The organism is Paraburkholderia phytofirmans OLGA172 (genome assembly GCF_001634365.1).
In the GTDB taxonomy this organism is placed as follows: Bacteria; Pseudomonadota; Gammaproteobacteria; order Burkholderiales; family Burkholderiaceae; genus Paraburkholderia.
On record NZ_CP014579.1, the window covers coordinates 3,005,884 to 3,020,559 of the forward strand.

15 protein-coding genes and 1 pseudogene are annotated in these 14,676 nt (G+C 60.5%); 7 read left to right on the forward strand and 9 right to left on the reverse strand.

Features of this window, described 5'->3' with window-relative positions:
- Positions 1 to 233: 233 nt before the first annotated feature.
- Positions 234 to 1,121 carry a LysR family transcriptional regulator gene (locus AYM40_RS33370; protein ID WP_063500219.1) on the reverse strand — a complete coding sequence of 296 codons (888 nt, stop codon included), beginning with the start codon at positions 1,119 to 1,121 and terminating at the stop codon, positions 234 to 236.
- A gap of 102 nt (positions 1,122 to 1,223) precedes the next feature.
- Here AYM40_RS33370 and AYM40_RS33375 point away from each other — a divergent pair, with 102 nt between their 5' ends.
- Complete coding sequence (locus AYM40_RS33375) at positions 1,224 to 2,645, forward strand: aldehyde dehydrogenase family protein (RefSeq protein WP_063500220.1); 1,422 nt, start codon at positions 1,224 to 1,226, stop codon at positions 2,643 to 2,645.
- An 85-nt stretch (positions 2,646 to 2,730) separates the two neighbouring features.
- Here AYM40_RS33375 and AYM40_RS40950 read toward each other — a convergent pair.
- Positions 2,731 to 2,862, reverse strand: a pseudogene (locus AYM40_RS40950) (sugar ABC transporter permease); the annotation flags it as partial.
- Between the two features lie 185 nt (positions 2,863 to 3,047).
- Between AYM40_RS40950 and AYM40_RS33380 the strand changes: the two are divergent.
- Positions 3,048 to 3,359 carry a DUF4148 domain-containing protein gene (locus AYM40_RS33380; protein WP_063500221.1) on the forward strand — a complete coding sequence of 104 codons (312 nt, stop codon included), beginning with the start codon at positions 3,048 to 3,050 and terminating at the stop codon, positions 3,357 to 3,359.
- A 440-nt stretch (positions 3,360 to 3,799) separates the two neighbouring features.
- Here AYM40_RS33380 and AYM40_RS33385 read toward each other — a convergent pair whose 3' ends face one another.
- A complete protein-coding gene (locus AYM40_RS33385) occupies positions 3,800 to 4,261 on the reverse strand; it encodes a cache domain-containing protein (RefSeq protein ID WP_082855441.1) in 462 nt (153 codons plus the stop codon).
- Between the two features lie 468 nt (positions 4,262 to 4,729).
- Positions 4,730 to 5,563, reverse strand: coding sequence for a hypothetical protein (locus AYM40_RS33390; RefSeq protein WP_236721025.1), 834 nt, complete (start codon positions 5,561 to 5,563; stop codon positions 4,730 to 4,732).
- Positions 5,564 to 5,748: 185 nt separating this feature from the next.
- Here AYM40_RS33390 and AYM40_RS33395 point away from each other — a divergent pair, with 185 nt between their 5' ends.
- Positions 5,749 to 6,105: an STAS/SEC14 domain-containing protein gene (locus AYM40_RS33395; protein WP_063500223.1), complete on the forward strand. Its 357-nt coding sequence runs from the start codon at positions 5,749 to 5,751 to the stop codon at positions 6,103 to 6,105.
- Positions 6,106 to 6,563: 458 nt separating this feature from the next.
- Here the strand turns inward: AYM40_RS33395 and AYM40_RS33400 are convergent, their stop codons facing one another.
- Entirely contained in the window at positions 6,564 to 7,604 is a 1,041-nt protein-coding gene (locus AYM40_RS33400) for a S66 family peptidase (protein WP_063500224.1), read from the reverse strand.
- A gap of 347 nt (positions 7,605 to 7,951) precedes the next feature.
- Here AYM40_RS33400 and AYM40_RS33405 point away from each other — a divergent pair, with 347 nt between their 5' ends.
- The gene (locus AYM40_RS33405) at positions 7,952 to 8,269 is read left to right on the forward strand and encodes a DUF4148 domain-containing protein (RefSeq protein ID WP_063500874.1); all 318 of its coding nucleotides are present in this window, start codon (positions 7,952 to 7,954) and stop codon (positions 8,267 to 8,269) included.
- A gap of 289 nt (positions 8,270 to 8,558) precedes the next feature.
- On the forward strand, positions 8,559 to 8,807 hold the full coding sequence (locus AYM40_RS33410; RefSeq protein WP_063500875.1) for a hypothetical protein: 249 nt from the start codon (positions 8,559 to 8,561) through the stop codon (positions 8,805 to 8,807).
- A 245-nt stretch (positions 8,808 to 9,052) separates the two neighbouring features.
- Here AYM40_RS33410 and AYM40_RS33415 read toward each other — a convergent pair whose 3' ends face one another.
- On the reverse strand, positions 9,053 to 9,304 hold the full coding sequence (locus AYM40_RS33415) for a hypothetical protein (protein WP_063500225.1): 252 nt from the start codon (positions 9,302 to 9,304) through the stop codon (positions 9,053 to 9,055).
- 359 nt (positions 9,305 to 9,663) lie between these two features.
- Positions 9,664 to 9,846 (reverse strand): hypothetical protein, encoded by a 183-nt coding sequence (locus AYM40_RS39490; RefSeq protein WP_082855444.1) that lies wholly within the window; start codon positions 9,844 to 9,846, stop codon positions 9,664 to 9,666.
- Between the two features lie 505 nt (positions 9,847 to 10,351).
- On the opposite strand from AYM40_RS39490, the gene AYM40_RS33420 reads away from it, so the two are divergent.
- Together AYM40_RS33420 and AYM40_RS33425 are read left to right on the forward strand one after the other, a co-directional pair.
- Positions 10,352 to 12,004 (forward strand): FAD-dependent oxidoreductase, encoded by a 1,653-nt coding sequence (locus AYM40_RS33420; protein WP_063500876.1) that lies wholly within the window; start codon positions 10,352 to 10,354, stop codon positions 12,002 to 12,004.
- Positions 12,005 to 12,221: 217 nt separating this feature from the next.
- Positions 12,222 to 13,157, forward strand: coding sequence for a pseudouridine-5'-phosphate glycosidase (locus AYM40_RS33425; RefSeq protein ID WP_063500226.1), 936 nt, complete (start codon positions 12,222 to 12,224; stop codon positions 13,155 to 13,157).
- 99 nt (positions 13,158 to 13,256) lie between these two features.
- On the opposite strand, the gene AYM40_RS33430 is transcribed toward AYM40_RS33425, so the two are convergent.
- On the reverse strand, positions 13,257 to 14,177 hold the full coding sequence (locus AYM40_RS33430; RefSeq protein ID WP_063500877.1) for a hypothetical protein: 921 nt from the start codon (positions 14,175 to 14,177) through the stop codon (positions 13,257 to 13,259).
- A gap of 55 nt (positions 14,178 to 14,232) precedes the next feature.
- Complete coding sequence (locus tag AYM40_RS33435; RefSeq protein WP_236721026.1) at positions 14,233 to 14,676, reverse strand: DoxX family protein; 444 nt, start codon at positions 14,674 to 14,676, stop codon at positions 14,233 to 14,235.

The window sequence follows — 14,676 nt, forward strand, 5'->3', positions numbered from 1 at the left end:
AAGGGGCCGGCGCTTGCCGTGCGTCAGTTCATTAAATGTTATTCGTCGCGTGACGGCACGCTGCAGTGCAACTGGCTTGAACGGAGAAAGATGCGAGGAGGTGGCGGATTTTTGCTAACTGCGCAAGTCGCTGATTACCTCATGCGCATCGAAACCTTAGAGCTGGAACGCGGCCTTGTCCGCCAAGGCCGTATCGGTTCCATGATATGCCCGAGTGCTAAACGCACCCCAAATCACCCGCCCTCCCGAATCATCTCGATCAAAGCCCGCAACCCCGCCGGCACATGACGTCGCCCAGGATAGTAAAGACACAGCCCGTCGAACGCCGGCGTCCAATCTTCCAGCACACGCTGCAGCGTGCCCGCTTCCAGATCCGCCGCCACATTCCATTCGGTCATATACGCCAGTCCGAAGCCCTCGCGGGCCGCCTCCATCACCAGCAACGGTTCATCGAGCGTCAACATGCCCTGCACATCCACGCTGATCGCCTGGCCGCGGCGCTCGAACTCCCAGTGATAAATACGCCCGCTCGGCATGCGCAGCCGGATACAGCGGTGTGCACGCAGATCATCCGGCGTGCGCGGTTTCGGATATTCGGCGAAATAAGCCGGACTCCCAACGACCGCAAAACGCTGCGGCCGGTTGAACGGCACGGCGATCATGTCCTGCGGCACAATCTCGGCCAACCGAATGCCGGCGTCAAAGCCTTCAACCACGATGTCGATCATGCGCCCCTCGGTGACAAGATCCAGCTTCATCTCCGGATGGCGCCGCAGGTATTCCAGCAGCAAAGGCATCACCTGCCGCGCCGCGCCCACCGACGTGTTGATACGCAGCGTGCCCGCGGGGGTGTCGCGATAGCTGCCGGCCTGCTCGATGGCCTCGCGAATGGTGGACAACGCCGGCGCCACGCTGTCGACGAATTGCGCGCCCGCTTCGGATAACGACACGCTGCGCGTCGTCCGATTAAAAAGCCGCACGCCGATGCGCGCCTCCAACGCTGCAATCGCATGGCTGAGCGCCGATGTCGACACGCCAAGTTCCGTCGCCGCCGCGCGGAAGCTGCGATGGCGCGCCACCGCGAGCACGCCTTCCAGTTCGCTCAAACCCGGCGTCTTCATTATCCTATCCTGCTCAACGAATCATCCTTGATTATATGGCTAGTCGGCTTAATCCATTGGGCCTATCGTTGAGCCAACACGACTTCCCGGGTAGGAGCTTTCATGCAGCACATCGACAAGATTTATATCGACGGCGCGTTCGTCACGCCGCACGGCGAAGAATGGTTCGACCTGTTCAACCCGGCTAAGGAAACGGTGATCGGCAGAGTGCGTCTGGCCGACGCGGAAGATGCTCGCCGCGCCGTCGCAGCCGCCAAACGCGCCTTGCCGGCGTTTTCCCGCACCAGCAAGAAAGAACGGATCGCGCTGCTCGAACGCATGCACGCTGCGGTTCAAGCGCGAGAAGACGAACTTTTCGAAGCGATCGTCGAGGAATACGGTGCACCGGTCTCACGCGCGCGCTGGATGGCGAAATATGCAGCCGACGTGCTGGCGGAAGTCACCAAGGTCTTGCGGACCTATGAGTTCACGCGCCACGCCGGCACGGCAGAGGTCGTCATGCAGCCGCTCGGCGTCGCCGGACTGATTACGCCGTGGAACAGCAATGGCGGCTTTATCTGCGGGAAGCTGGCAGCGGCGATTGCAGCGGGCTGCACAGCCGTCATTAAACCGAGCGAGATGAGCGCGATTCAGACACGCATCATCACCGCGGTGCTGCACGAAGCCGGCTTGCCCGCGGGCGTGTTCAATATCGTCACGGGCCGGGGCGACACTGTGGGTGCGGAAATCAGCGCGCATCCGGACGTGGCGAAGATTTCCTTCACCGGATCGACGCCGGTCGGCAAGACGATCCTGCGCACCGGCGCCGAGACATTGAAACGCGTCACGTTAGAGTTGGGCGGCAAATCGCCGATGGTCATACTCGACGACGCCGATTTCGCGGAAGCGGTGCCGTTAGCGCTCCAGGCAGGATTCATGAACAGCGGTCAGGCGTGTATCGCCGGCACGCGGATTCTTGTGCCGCAAAGCCGCGCGGCGGAGTTCGAGGAGCGCGTGCGCTTTGAAGTCGCCCGCATGCAAGCCGGCGATCCGCGCGATCCGGCTACGCAGATCGGCCCGATGGTCAGCCGTAAGCAGTGGGAGCGCGTGCAATGCTACATCCGCATCGGCATCGACGAAGGTGCGCGATTGATTGCCGGTGGCGAGGGCCGACCGGAAGGACTGGAGCATGGTTGGTTCGTGCGGCCCACCGTATTTAGCGGCGTCAGCAACGACATGACGATTGCCCGCGAGGAGATTTTTGGGCCGGTGCTGTCGATCATTGCGTATCGCGATACCGAGGAAGCGATCGCGATCGCCAACGACACAAGCTACGGGCTGCAAGCCTACGTACTCTCAGCCGATGCGGCGCGGGCTCGCGCAGTCGCCACTCGCATCGACGCAGGACGCGTACTGATCAACACGTTGGCACACGAACCGGCAGCACCATTCGGCGGCTTCAAGCAATCGGGCATCGGGCGGGAATATGGCACGTTCGGGCTGGAAGCCTTCATGGAGCCGAAGTCGTTGCTCGGCGTGAACTGACAACAGGTGCTTAATGGATTTGCGGGCACGTCTGATCGCTCAGCCGGCGGTGCGTCAGCATTCGCATGACGCACCACCACATGCCTTACCGCCGGTTCGACCCCGACACCACATCGATCCATACAGCCAGCACGAGAATGCTGCCCTTCACGATCATCTGCCAGTACGCGTCGACGTCGAGCATCGACATGCCGTTGTCCAGGCTCGCCATTACCATTCTGGCGTCTGAAGAAAATCTTCATATCTTACGAAGAGCATTACATAACGCCGACTTATCATTTGCTGCAAGACTGAATTATCCGTTTAGCGGTTTGCCCTGGATCACCCGCTTCCTAGAATCCCTCCATAGGCCGCCGAACCCACGTTGTGGCGCCCGATAAAACATCCTCGGAGGGAAGCATCATGAAATCGCTGATCAAAGTAGTCGCACTGGTTGTTGTTCTTGCGGCCCCGGTGGCTTCGTTCGCTCAATCGGAGCAACCGCTTACCCGCGCCGAGGTCAAGGCGCAACTGATCCAGATTGAACAGGCCGGCTACAACCCCGCCACTTCGAATGACTCTGCCTACCCCGCTGACATTCAGGCAGCCGAAGCACGCGTAGCCGCACAGCATGACACCACCGGTTACGGTTCTTCAGCAAACGGATCGTCGCAAACCGGCACTGCCGCACCCGCTGCGCCCGCGGTTCAGCCCGTGCCGATGGACGGTCAGTAAAACGTTGCTGTTGTCCGCCGTTGTCTATCGTTGCGTAAGCCGCGCATCGCTCGTCAGACCGTAGTCGACCCATTCGCACCGATCGCGTGGCCGAGCATCCAAGGGCAGCTAACAGAGAGATCCGGTCATCCGCGCAGGCTTGCCACGTGCACCGGTTCTTGTGGATAGCAGACAAGGTAGCAGACGTGACAATATCGACGCGAATGACCCGAGGCGGATATCAAAACTGACCAGCCTCGATGGCAAACCGCACATGCGAAGTGAAGGGGATCAGAACTGACCGGTCACGCGAGAAAATAGCATGGTGTGGGCGTCGGAGTTCGGCAGTTCGGCAGTTCGGCAGTTCGGCAGTTCGGCAGTTCGGCAGTTCGGCAGTTCGGCAGTTCGGCGCCCATATGACGGTTTGTTTGGTCGGACTACTGACGGTTGGTTTGGTCGGACTACTTGTAGTAACCGACGCCGCATCCCAGGCCGGCGACCGCGGTAACGAAGCTCGCCTTCGGCACCCACGTCTTGTCAGCGCCGGCCTTGGGAGACATGTAGCTGACCTCATTAACCTGGCCCTCTTTTGCCGCATCATAGAGCCTTGGGCCATACACGTCGCCCGTAGGGTCCTTGAATGTCCTCGCATCCTTGCCGAGCAACCCCTTAACGTTGGGATTGCCGACCGCGACGAGGAGTCCATCGCTGAGATTGAAGCAGAACGGATAGAGGTCGCCAACAAGGAAGCCGTTTTCGCCCTTGTTGATCTGGTCGAGCGTCTTGGCCTTTTCGGCTTTGATGGCCGCAACCGTCTTTCCAAGCATGGCCTTAGCGTCCGCCGCAGTACCTTGCGCGAATGCCGTAGTCGAGAACAAGGCAGCCATGGCGCCTAGCGCGCCAATCACGAGTTTACGAAACATGGACATTCCTCCCTGCTCTTCGAGCAATTTGCAATTGTCATGCACCGTGCGCAGGCATCAAGGCATCAAGGCATCATATGCAAACATTGCCCCAATTGACCAGTCTACTCGTGCCCGCCGACGAGCTGATAAAAAGAGGTGGGGTGGCCATTTCCGGATTTGGCCCATCGCGTCGATCCTGGGCTTGACCGAAAGGACCGCTATCGAGGTGAATCGGCCGTTGGAATGGCGGCTTTATATCTTTTGCGAACGGCAACAATTGGCCGGCCGGTCACCGCCCGACGGCGATCGCCAGCATGCGCCCCTGAGGAGGCGGCCAACTTCTCTGATAGCGGTCATTCCACAGTGCTCAACTGTAGATGGCGACGGCCAATTCGCTTGCTTCGGGCGCCTTACACCAAGCGCTGGAGCGCCGTGCTCAAGTGCCGGGAGAGTTCATGCCGCCGCACGCGCTGCCGGAGAAGCCGGTTACTTGGGCGGCGGCAGCGAAGGGTCGAGCTTCGCCGATTCCCTGACGAGCTGATCCGTCATCGCGGCCGCGACCGGGTTCGAGCCCGTGCCTGGCTTGGAGCTACTTTGGTCCATGGCGGCGCGAGCGGCCGACATATCCGGCGGAGGCAACGATGGATCGAGCTTCGCCGATTCCCTGACCAGTTCGTCCGTTTCCGGTGTCGCGCCTCGAGTCGTTATCGCGCGATGGTCCAGATCGTCTCGTCCACGCAGGGCGCGCTGCGCCGGAACCACCTTCGGCGCACCCGAGTCCTGCACGGTCACCGTCGCGACTGCTGTCGACGGCACCTGCTTCGGTTGTGCCTCCGGTTTCGGTTGCCCGGTGACTTGTGAGGCGGCCGGACTGGATGCGGACGCGGCCGTCATGGGCGCAGGTGCTACTGCCAGAGCAGGACCCGCAGCGGGAACCGCCGGCTCCTGCGCGATGGCAGTGCTTTTCGTGATTCCGCCGGACGGCTTCGATTGGTCAATGCTGCCTTCCGTCGCGTGATCGCCGACGCGCGAATCGACGACGGGAGGCTGTGCGGACTCATGCATGGCGGCCGTGACTTCTGCCATTGAGCGGCGGTCCGCCTGAAGGAGCATCAAGTACATGGTCCCTACTGCTCCGAGCAGGAGCCCTCCAATAATCATCAAAATCTTTCGGGTATTCATCATACTTACTGACGGTTCCTGCAAACGACGTGAGCCGACCATGATAAACGACTGATCACAGCTTTCATCAGACAAATGATGGCAATGGTGGACCTGACGAGCAGGAATGGGCGAGCGATAAACCGCGCGGCCGGCCATGCCGCGACACGTGTCGCACGGGCGGGAAGATGGTAACGGGCCGAGGCCGTCAACGTACTCTAAGCGGCGCTAAACCTGGCTAACCGAGCCGTGTGAAAAGGGGTATCGTGAAGAAATTATCGAACGCCAGGCTCATCCGCGCCGCGCCTGAGCGTGTAACGTCTCCCTGGTCAGGCGGTCTTGCCATGATCCTGTATCACACCGAGCCCGATTCCCCTGTCATCGAAATTTCAGTCGAGGGCAAAATCACCGACCACGACTTGCGCGAAGCCATTGAACGCATGCGTGGTGATCTCGAACTGAACGGCAAGGCCCGCGTGCTCGAACGCATCGAGCATTTCACCGGCATCGAGCCGAAGGCGCTGTGGACCGATATAACGCTCGGCGTTTCCGTGGCCCGCAAGGTCACGCGCGCCGCCGTGGTGGCCGATACCGGCTGGATCCGTGCCTCGATGCATCTGGCGCGTTTCTTTACGAAGGCCGAAGTCAAGGCGTTCCACCTCAACGAGCTGGAGCAGGCGCGCGTCTGGATCAACACCTGAGCGCCGCCTGGCGAATTTCGTAGCAGTCCGGCTGCACGTCGGGGTGCGATTGACCTGCGCAATCAAGATGCCATGGGCATTCGCGCTCTTGCTTGCACTGGCGGCTCAGGGGGCGTTAGCGCCTGTTCGATTTTTCCGAGACCGGTCATTCAAAATTGGCCAAATACTGGAAGGCTCGAATGATCGGACTGGCCGACAAGCGACGCTTCAACATTCCGAATTGAATGGCCGGTTCCTGAGTGGAACCGACGCCTGAATGTCCGAGCGAAGTTGCTCGCGAATGACGCTTCATGGCCGGTCGCTGCCCGACGTCGATCGGTGGCACGCGTTAAGGGTTATTCGATGCCTGCCATCGGCCACAGGAATGTGACGGTGCCTCTGCGCGTGTTGGCAGGCATCGAATAACCCTTAACGCACTCGGTCCCACTTCGGGCGAAGAGATCGGCCTAGTGGCCTGGTTAAGCTAGCCGTTGAACTATGGTTCCGCATCCATCACGTAGCTTGACTTGAGCCAACGCGCCGTTGACGAGCGACAGCTGCGGAGGGACATGCCCAATATCCATGTCATACATAACGGGGCACTGAATGTCGCCAAGAACCGATCGCAACGCATCGATATAGCTCAGTTCATCGGACTGGACGCTATCCGGTGCTGCACTCCGTCCTATCAATACTCCTGACAGCCCCTCGAACCACCCACTCAAGCGCAGGTTGAGGAGAGAGCGAACCAGCTCGCAGGGCTTCATCTCCGCGTTTTCCAGATAGAGGAGCGTCCCGTCGGCCAAAGATGACTCGACAAAGCCTGGCACGTTGCCAAACGATGTGCCGACGAGTCTCGAAATGGTGTCCAGGCACCCCCCAATGAGTCGCCCGGAGAGCTCGATATCAGACTTGCTGCGATCCAATCGCTTCCAGGTTGTCTTTTCGTCGAACAAAGGTATGGCGCCGGATCCAGCGGGCCGATCAACACCCTTGCTTTGGTGACGTTGCAAAGCTCCCTGGGAAAAAGGGGTGTCGGGCTGTACGGTAAGGACGTCCCAGATCGCGGCCGTAACTGCATCGGTATCTGCACCCCCAAGCTGCATCAGATTGGGGCCATGCAACGTCGCCCAGCCTGCAATGGTAGTGAGCGGGAGATGCAGTGTACTAAGGTCGGAAAAGCCAGAGAACCATTTGGCCGGGACGTCCGCCAGCGCACGGAAGTCGAGAAGCGGGAGCAATTCCATTGCGAGTTCGCCACCCCACGGCGGCATCACCGCTGCAATTCCGGGTTCCGTGAGAAATCGCATCAACTCCGAAGCACGTTGTTCGCGCGCAGCGCTGGCAGACTTGTATTGCTGGCGAAGACATTCACCCTCGAGCACCCGATAACCCCGCTTGCGTAACGCGTCGATTGCCCGGTCGAGGCGTGGGTACAAAGGCGCAGGCACCCCAGATGAGGGTGCAGTTATCGCGATGAGATCGCCATGGGCAAGTGGTTTAGGGAAGCGAATATTCATCGTTTTTACCTAGTTATCAGGGCATCCTCTGTTGGATCTGGCTGAATTTTCGACGATTCAAAAGCCTATGTCGAATGTCCCAAACTGGCCGAACCCTGTCCGACGCGGACCTCGATCGATCTCTGATTGCAGCAGGGATGCGAAAGACACAAAGCGACCGAGGCGGCCCCGTCACTCCTGAAAGCGAAGCGAACATGGCATCAATGTAATGTGAGCGTCAGCGTGCATCAATCTTCGCTGTACAGAATAAGGATCACTCACTCCTGTTTCGACGAAGTAGTGAAACCGGAGGCTTCAGTCACGGTGGCGTGAAGCTGACCAAACTCAAGTTCAGAAGGTATTTCATTATGAAGACCCTTATCTATGCAGCGCTGATTGCTGGCGTACTTGCCACCCCAGTTGCTTCTTTCGCGCAGGACGCTACTGGTCCGTTGACGCGTGCCGAAGTACGCGCGGATCTGATTCGAGTAGAACAAGCCGGGTACCGCCCGGCGGCCAAAGATGTGCACTACCCGGCAGATATTCAGGCGGCGGAGGCGCGTGTTCAAGCGCAGGATGTCGCGGCGCCGGTGAGCACGGGTGTAGGCGGAGTGTCGGATGGCTCATCGCAGGCGGGTGCACCGACGGCAACCGGAATGACTCACTCGATCTACTTCGGGCACTGATGCTCACGTGTCTCACAAGCCATTGCCGGCCGCTTCTTTCGACCTATTAAGGGAGCGACCGCGTAAGCGCAGTTTCGTTTCCAAAGGTTAAGCGGCCTGCCCGGTGCACGGTGTCACGATCGCCCAAGAGAAACGATGTATAAGCAATAACTTATCATAATAGTTAAAAACATTAACTATCGCAAATATACAGCCGAGTCTACGCTGTAATCATCCCCGTCGCATATGCTCAGGTCGTAGCACTTGAGTCTCTGGCCGGCTGAGCGGTGGGCGATCGAAGGAGATGATCATGAACACCGCCGAGAAGTCCTTGCACTACCTGGTGGAAAAGTGGCTTGCGCCGGCCCCGCACACTCAAATTCGCGTCATTCAGTTTGGGCATATACGCGAAGATAGGAGGCGCTACGTGCACGTTGAGGCATCAGCTCCGAGCGGCTCGCACGCAATCTTTTTCTTTCGGCACGACGACGGCTGCTGGTGCGTATTTCCGCCCCGGATCGCGCGCCCTTCAATGACTGGTGATCAGCGTGCCGCTTGAGCCGTATTACAAGCTCGAACAAGCGGCAAAGGACAAATGGACTACAATTTTTGCAGTCCGAATAGAATTACTTCATTCGATCCGAATCGCCCGGTGCCTGTCTGGGCATCACAGATTGGCGGCAGAACGACCGCGCTGTCGCAGTTGATATCGACTCAGCTAAGAGTGCGATCGTCCATGACAGGAGCCGCCGGCTGTGCGCCCTGGATCCGCAGTCGCCGCCTCAGTTGCCGCAAAAGCGCCCCTTATCCGTGCCCTGTCACGAACTTTTTCGTCGCGTGATAGCCGTGTCTTGTTGCATCGGCAACGGCATGGCCAGCCTTCTTCGTACCGTAGCCGACTGCGTGCGCGGCATCGCGCACAGCATGTCCGCTCTTCTTTCCCGCCGTCTTGACATCACTCTTGAACTCGTGGGCACCTGTAGCCAGGCTCGCATGCGCCAGCGGGCTGAGCACGGCCAGCACGAACAGAATGATCGACATTCTCGTCTTCTTCATCAATCTGATTCTCCAGGTGTGCGCAACGGCATCATGCAGGCCGATAGAGGGAAAGTCCAGGCGCAGTTCCCAGTTGTAGAGCGGCCGCTGCCGCAACGGCAAGCAACATGTGAGAAGCCCCCCGCTCGCAAGTGATTGAATACCACTTGCGACCGAACTGTTCATTGCAGCGCCGATCTTTCGGTTCTCAACAGTAGGTGCCCCGGTCAGGGCAATGGATTGGAACCGTCTTAAAGACTGCCGTGCCTGTATTCGGCTCGAGCGACACGTTCGTCAACGGTGCCGGTGCCGGTGCCGGTGCCGGTGCCGGTGCCGGTGCCGGTGCCGGTGCCGGTGCCGGTGCCGGTGCCGCAACAAGGTTATCTTCGCCAGCCGTGCCCGTAACCGCCGAAACCGATGCCGACATCAAGGGAAGGCGCTGCGTAGTACGCTGGCGCATAAGCATATCCATAGGCCGGCGCAGGCGCATAGCCGTACGGTGGAGCGACAATGCAGCCTGACAGGCTAGCCGCAAGCGCAACGACACACAAAAGTCTGATCATGTTTCTTCTCCGTGCGCGGATTGTAGATGGCGGACGTATTCTGATTCGCAACGAAGTGTGTCCGAACGTAACCGGTCGGGCACAGACATTTGATCACTGTGGAGCGTTCATCGAACCGGTGCTATCGGCCAGGAGCCGTCATTCGTGTCGTGAGGCGCAAAACGGACCTACTGGAACGCTCCAACCTCGGCAACCCCGGAGGATCGCCTGGCGCTAGCGCCGCGCGTAGACCACGGAACTGGCTCCCGCGGATAAACAATTCGCATCCGGAGGTCATATACTGGTTACGTCTGCCTGCTGTTTGTAGTGCGGTCGTGGTATTCGTTCGCATAACCGTTCGAGCAGTATCAGTGCGCTCGACGAGGTAAGACTAACGGCGTTGTGCCCGCCTCGCATTCGAACCTTGGGTGGCTGAGCGCTATGCTTGCGCATGTCCTTTTGTCAGACAGACGACCCGAAAGCTCCTGGACTGAGCTTCACCTCACTTGCCTGTATGGACAAAGCCATGCTGACAATCGACGACATCCGGGCGATTCCACTGTTCTCAACACTCCCCGACAACGAACTGGAGCATCTCGCGCACACGTGCGCAGACCTCGATCTGTGCGCGGGTGAATTCGCAGTCCACGAAGGTGGAGAGCGCGCGCTGTACGCCGTTCTGGCCGGCAAGATGGAAGTCATCAAGACGTTCGATGGTATCGAGCGCACGCTGGGATGGCGTCTGCCTGGAACCATCTTTGGCGAAGTGCCGCTCGCGCTGAGTTCCCCGTTTCCGGGCGCCTATCGGGCTGCGGAGCCATCGCGTGTCATGCGCGTGGACGCTCAGCATTACTACACACTCGCTGCCGCATCGCCGGAAATTGCGTTGAAGATGGGCGCCCTCGCGCGCGAGCGCATCGGCGGACTGCAGGGCCTCTCCGCCGAGCCGCCCAAACCCCGCGTGACCATGGTTGGCAATCGCTGGGACACCGCTTGTACAGCGTTGCGCCAGTTCCTGGCCCGCAACCAGATCAGTTGCGACTGGATGACGCCCGATGCGTCCGAACTGTCGGCGCGCTGGCCTGGAACCTGTCCGTCAGAAGAGGATTGCCCGGCGTTGCGGCTGGTCGACGGGACGGTGCTTTGCCGACCTGCGACACGCGAACTCGCCGGGTTGCTGGGTCTGCAGACGCAGCCCCGCCTTGCCGAATACGACACGATGATCATTGGTGGCGGCCCGGCCGGTCTCGCTGCGGCAGTGTATGGCGCGTCGGAAGGCTTGCGCACTGTGGTAGTGGAGCGAGAAGCGCCAGGCGGGCAGGCCGGGACTTCCTCGCGCATTGAGAATTACCTCGGCTTTCCCAATGGTGTGTCGGGCGACGAACTCGCGAGCCGTGCACTGCAGCAGGCAAGGCGGCTGGGTGCAGAGATTCTGGTGACACGGTCTGTTACCCGAATCGATGTCGATGGGCGTAACGTTCACCTCGACGGAGGCGACGTCATCCGTGCGCGAACGCTCATTCTTGCGACTGGCGTCACGTGGCGCCGCCTCGCGATCGACGGCTTCGACCGGTTTATCGGTAAAGGAATTTACTACGGCGCGTCGCGCAGCGAAGGGAACGCTACTCACGGACTCGACGTCTATCTGATCGGCGGTGGAAACTCGGCCGGCCAGGCCGCTTTGTACTTTGCCAATCATGCACGCATGATTACGCTCGTCTTGCGAGGCGATTCGCTTGAGAAGAGCATGTCTCGCTATCTGGTCGAGCAGCTTCGCGGAAAGTCGAACGTAGCGGTGCAACTGCGATCGGAAGTTGTCGGCGCATACGGCGATACCCATCTGACAGCGATCGACATACGTGATGGGCTGAGCGCAGAGGTGAGTCGGCACGACTGTGGTGGATTGTTCGTGTTCATTGGCGCCGACGCAGAGACCGAGTGGTTGCCGACGGAAATCGCACGCGATGTGCGCGGATATGTTCTCACCGGCGACGACGTCGTCAAGGCGGGACGCTGGTCCCATAGCCGGGATCCCTACCTCCTCGAATCGAGTGTTCCCGGCGTGTTTGCCTGTGGGGATGTTAGATTGAGCCCGGTCAAGCGGGTCGCTTCAGCGGTCGGTGAAGGCAGCATGGCGATCGCGTTCGCCCACAAATATCTGCAGCACGACGCCAGATAGCATGGAGTGCAACAGTGAGGCGAATGTGTGCTTGTCGTAGTGGTTTTCGATGGATTTTGAACGTCCGCTTCGATGAGTCTGCACCGGGTCGACTGGCCGGCGCTCAACATCCCCTCGACGGCACCTTAATGATAGGCGCCCTCGCGCTGCAGCGCGCGACCCGTGGACCAGCCTTGTGTTGCATACTTAAGCGAATCACATCGCCGGGAACATCGACATGGTTGCGGATCTTGCACACTCGTGGTTGACCTGCAGCGCACCTGTGGCCGCTGCACGGGCCGCCGGCCGCCCGCTCGTGGCGTTGGAATCGACCATCATCGCTCACGGCATGCCCTATCCGGAGAACGTTCGCACCGCGCGCGAAGTGGAGGCCTTGATCCGTGAACTGGGCGCCGAGCCCGCGACTATCGCACTGATCGGCGGGCGAATCCGCATCGGCCTTTCGGACGACGAACTGGAATTGCTCGGCCGCTCGGACCAGGTACACAAGGTCAGCCGCCGCGACTTGCCGGCAGTGCTGGCCGGCGGCGGGCTTGGCGCGACGACAGTGGCCGGCACGATGATATGTGCCGCCCTGGCCGGCATCGAGGTCTTCGTAACCGGAGGCATTGGCGGCGTGCACCGGGGCGCGCCGGAAACCTTCGACATTTCGGCCGACCTGCAGGAACTGGCGAAGACCTCGGTGGCGGTGGTCTGCGCCGGTGCGAAGTCCATCCTGGACATCGGGCTCACGTTGGAATACCTGGAAACGCACGGCGTACCGGTGCTCAGTTGCGAGCAAGACAATTTCGCTGCGTTTTACACGCGCGACAGTGGTTTTCGCGCGGACTTCAGGCTCGACGACGCAGCGCAACAGGCACGCTTCATCCGCACCAAGTGGGACCTGGGCCTCGTGGGCGGTGTGGTATTGAGCACTCCAGTGCCGGAAGCGGCAGCGATGAGGTTCGAAGAGATCGACGCACTGACTCAGCAAGCGCTTGCCAAGGCCGCGGCTAAAGGAATCACCGGTAAGGCCGTGACACCCTTCCTGCTGGCTCGCATCAAGGCACTGACGAGTGGACGCAGCCTGACGACCAACATCGCGCTCGTGAAACACAATGCCGAGGTGGGGGCAAGGCTCGCGCTTGCGTTGGCACACACCGGAATCATCTGACCCGGAGGCCTCCCAACGGCGACGTGGCGGCCAATCAAAGAAAACCAGACCGTCCCCGCCTCCTTCCCAGGCGGGGACGGCCGGTACATTCGACCTGGCTCAGTGCGCGGCCGCGTGAATCTCGGCGATGTAACCGCCCGGGAACTGCACCAGCGCGGCGTCGCGGCCATCCGAGGTGAACGGCTGCACGAGCACGGTCGCGCCGGCAGCCTGCGCTTTCTTCAGCGTCTCGGCGAGATCCGTCACCTCGTAGCCGGTCAACTCGCGCCCGAACGGGTAAGGCAGATGGCCGTCGGTCACGAGGACGGTGATCTTGCCGAAGCCCGATTCGATCCGGACGCGACGATACGTGTCGTCCGGCCGCCCAATCTCGATGCCCGGCGCCTTGCGGTCATCGGACACGACCTTGCCGTGCGAGAACACGACGAAATCGTGGATGAGCGCTTTCGCGCGCTCCGGCGACACATACACGCGATTTTCCGGCACCGTCTCCAGCGGATCGTAGTGCGGCGCCTGTGTGTGCCAGTACAGCTGCATGTGCACACCACCCGGCCACGAAATCAGCGCATCACGCCCGATCGGATCCGGGAACGTCTCCACGTATACATCCGCGCCACGCGCCCTCGCCGACTTCACCGCCGCATCCATGTCGGTCACGAGATAGCCGGTGCGCTCACTGCCGAACGGGTACGGGACCGGCTTCTTGAAACCAAATACGGACAACGTGCCGACCGGCGTGAACACGAGCTGCGATATCGTCTGGCTCGGCGTCGGCGTCACCTGGAAGACGCCTTGCTGCGACTTATGGCCGCCAAACGTCGCCACAAAGCTGTCGGTGAACCTGTCGAAGTCCTCGGGCGCGACGTAGACGTGTGTCGTGTCGTACTGCGGCCCTACGGCCAACGAAGGCACCAACACGGGCCTGGCTAGCACCGGGGGCGTGGCTAGCGCGAGCGACGAGGCTACGGCGAGCGTGCCCGCGACCAGCGCGGTTACAGCGAGGGAACGGAATTTACGCATGAAGTTGAAAAGTACTCTGTTATGCATGATGGTGAAGGTTCCTCTTTGGGTTCAGCTATGCCTTGTCATGGGACTGGTGTGCGCCGCTGGCCAGATACGTCACGGCGATAAAGGCGGCAATCAGCCCGAGGTGCTCAAAAAAACCGTTCAATGCGATGAAACGTGCATTGCCAGTCAGACTCCAGAAATTGTTGGCGACCAGCATGGCAACGGCGGTCAGTGCGGACAGCCCGCCTGCGCCGAGCCAGACAAGCCGGTTGAAAACCACGCAGAAAGAGCCGCCCAGTTCGACGACAATCGCCAGCGTCGCCCACAGCGCCCCTGGATGCAGGCCGAAATGCTCCTGCTCCAGAATGGCGTCATGGAAATGCGCGAGCTTGTCGATGCCCCCGATCAGATACGCAGACACGAGGGCGAGCCGCGCCAGCGGCAGCGCCCACGACCGTGCCAGCAACGCGGCCACCCACGACGGATTTCCCTGTAGCGCGCCGGTCCTCAC

Excerpts from the sequence above, each read along its gene's own strand:
- AYM40_RS39490 (WP_082855444.1), bottom strand. The coding sequence starts at position 9,846 with ATGATCAGACTTTTGTGTGTCGTTGCGCTTGCGGCTAGCCTGTCAGGC.
- AYM40_RS33405 (WP_063500874.1), top strand. The coding sequence starts at position 7,952 with ATGAAGACCCTTATCTATGCAGCGCTGATTGCTGGCGTACTTGCCACC.
- AYM40_RS33400 (WP_063500224.1), bottom strand. The coding sequence starts at position 7,604 with ATGAATATTCGCTTCCCTAAACCACTTGCCCATGGCGATCTCATCGCG.
- AYM40_RS33420 (WP_063500876.1), top strand. The coding sequence starts at position 10,352 with ATGCTGACAATCGACGACATCCGGGCGATTCCACTGTTCTCAACACTC.
- AYM40_RS33385 (WP_082855441.1), bottom strand. The coding sequence starts at position 4,261 with ATGTTTCGTAAACTCGTGATTGGCGCGCTAGGCGCCATGGCTGCCTTG.
- AYM40_RS33415 (WP_063500225.1), bottom strand. The coding sequence starts at position 9,304 with ATGAAGAAGACGAGAATGTCGATCATTCTGTTCGTGCTGGCCGTGCTC.
- AYM40_RS33375 (WP_063500220.1), top strand. The coding sequence starts at position 1,224 with ATGCAGCACATCGACAAGATTTATATCGACGGCGCGTTCGTCACGCCG.
- AYM40_RS33395 (WP_063500223.1), top strand. The coding sequence starts at position 5,749 with ATGATCCTGTATCACACCGAGCCCGATTCCCCTGTCATCGAAATTTCA.
- AYM40_RS33425 (WP_063500226.1), top strand. The coding sequence starts at position 12,222 with ATGGTTGCGGATCTTGCACACTCGTGGTTGACCTGCAGCGCACCTGTG.
- AYM40_RS33410 (WP_063500875.1), top strand. The coding sequence starts at position 8,559 with ATGAACACCGCCGAGAAGTCCTTGCACTACCTGGTGGAAAAGTGGCTT.
- AYM40_RS33390 (WP_236721025.1), bottom strand. The coding sequence starts at position 5,563 with ATGGCCGGCCGCGCGGTTTATCGCTCGCCCATTCCTGCTCGTCAGGTC.
- AYM40_RS33380 (WP_063500221.1), top strand. The coding sequence starts at position 3,048 with ATGAAATCGCTGATCAAAGTAGTCGCACTGGTTGTTGTTCTTGCGGCC.
- AYM40_RS33370 (WP_063500219.1), bottom strand. The coding sequence starts at position 1,121 with ATGAAGACGCCGGGTTTGAGCGAACTGGAAGGCGTGCTCGCGGTGGCG.
- AYM40_RS33430 (WP_063500877.1), bottom strand. The coding sequence starts at position 14,177 with ATGCGTAAATTCCGTTCCCTCGCTGTAACCGCGCTGGTCGCGGGCACG.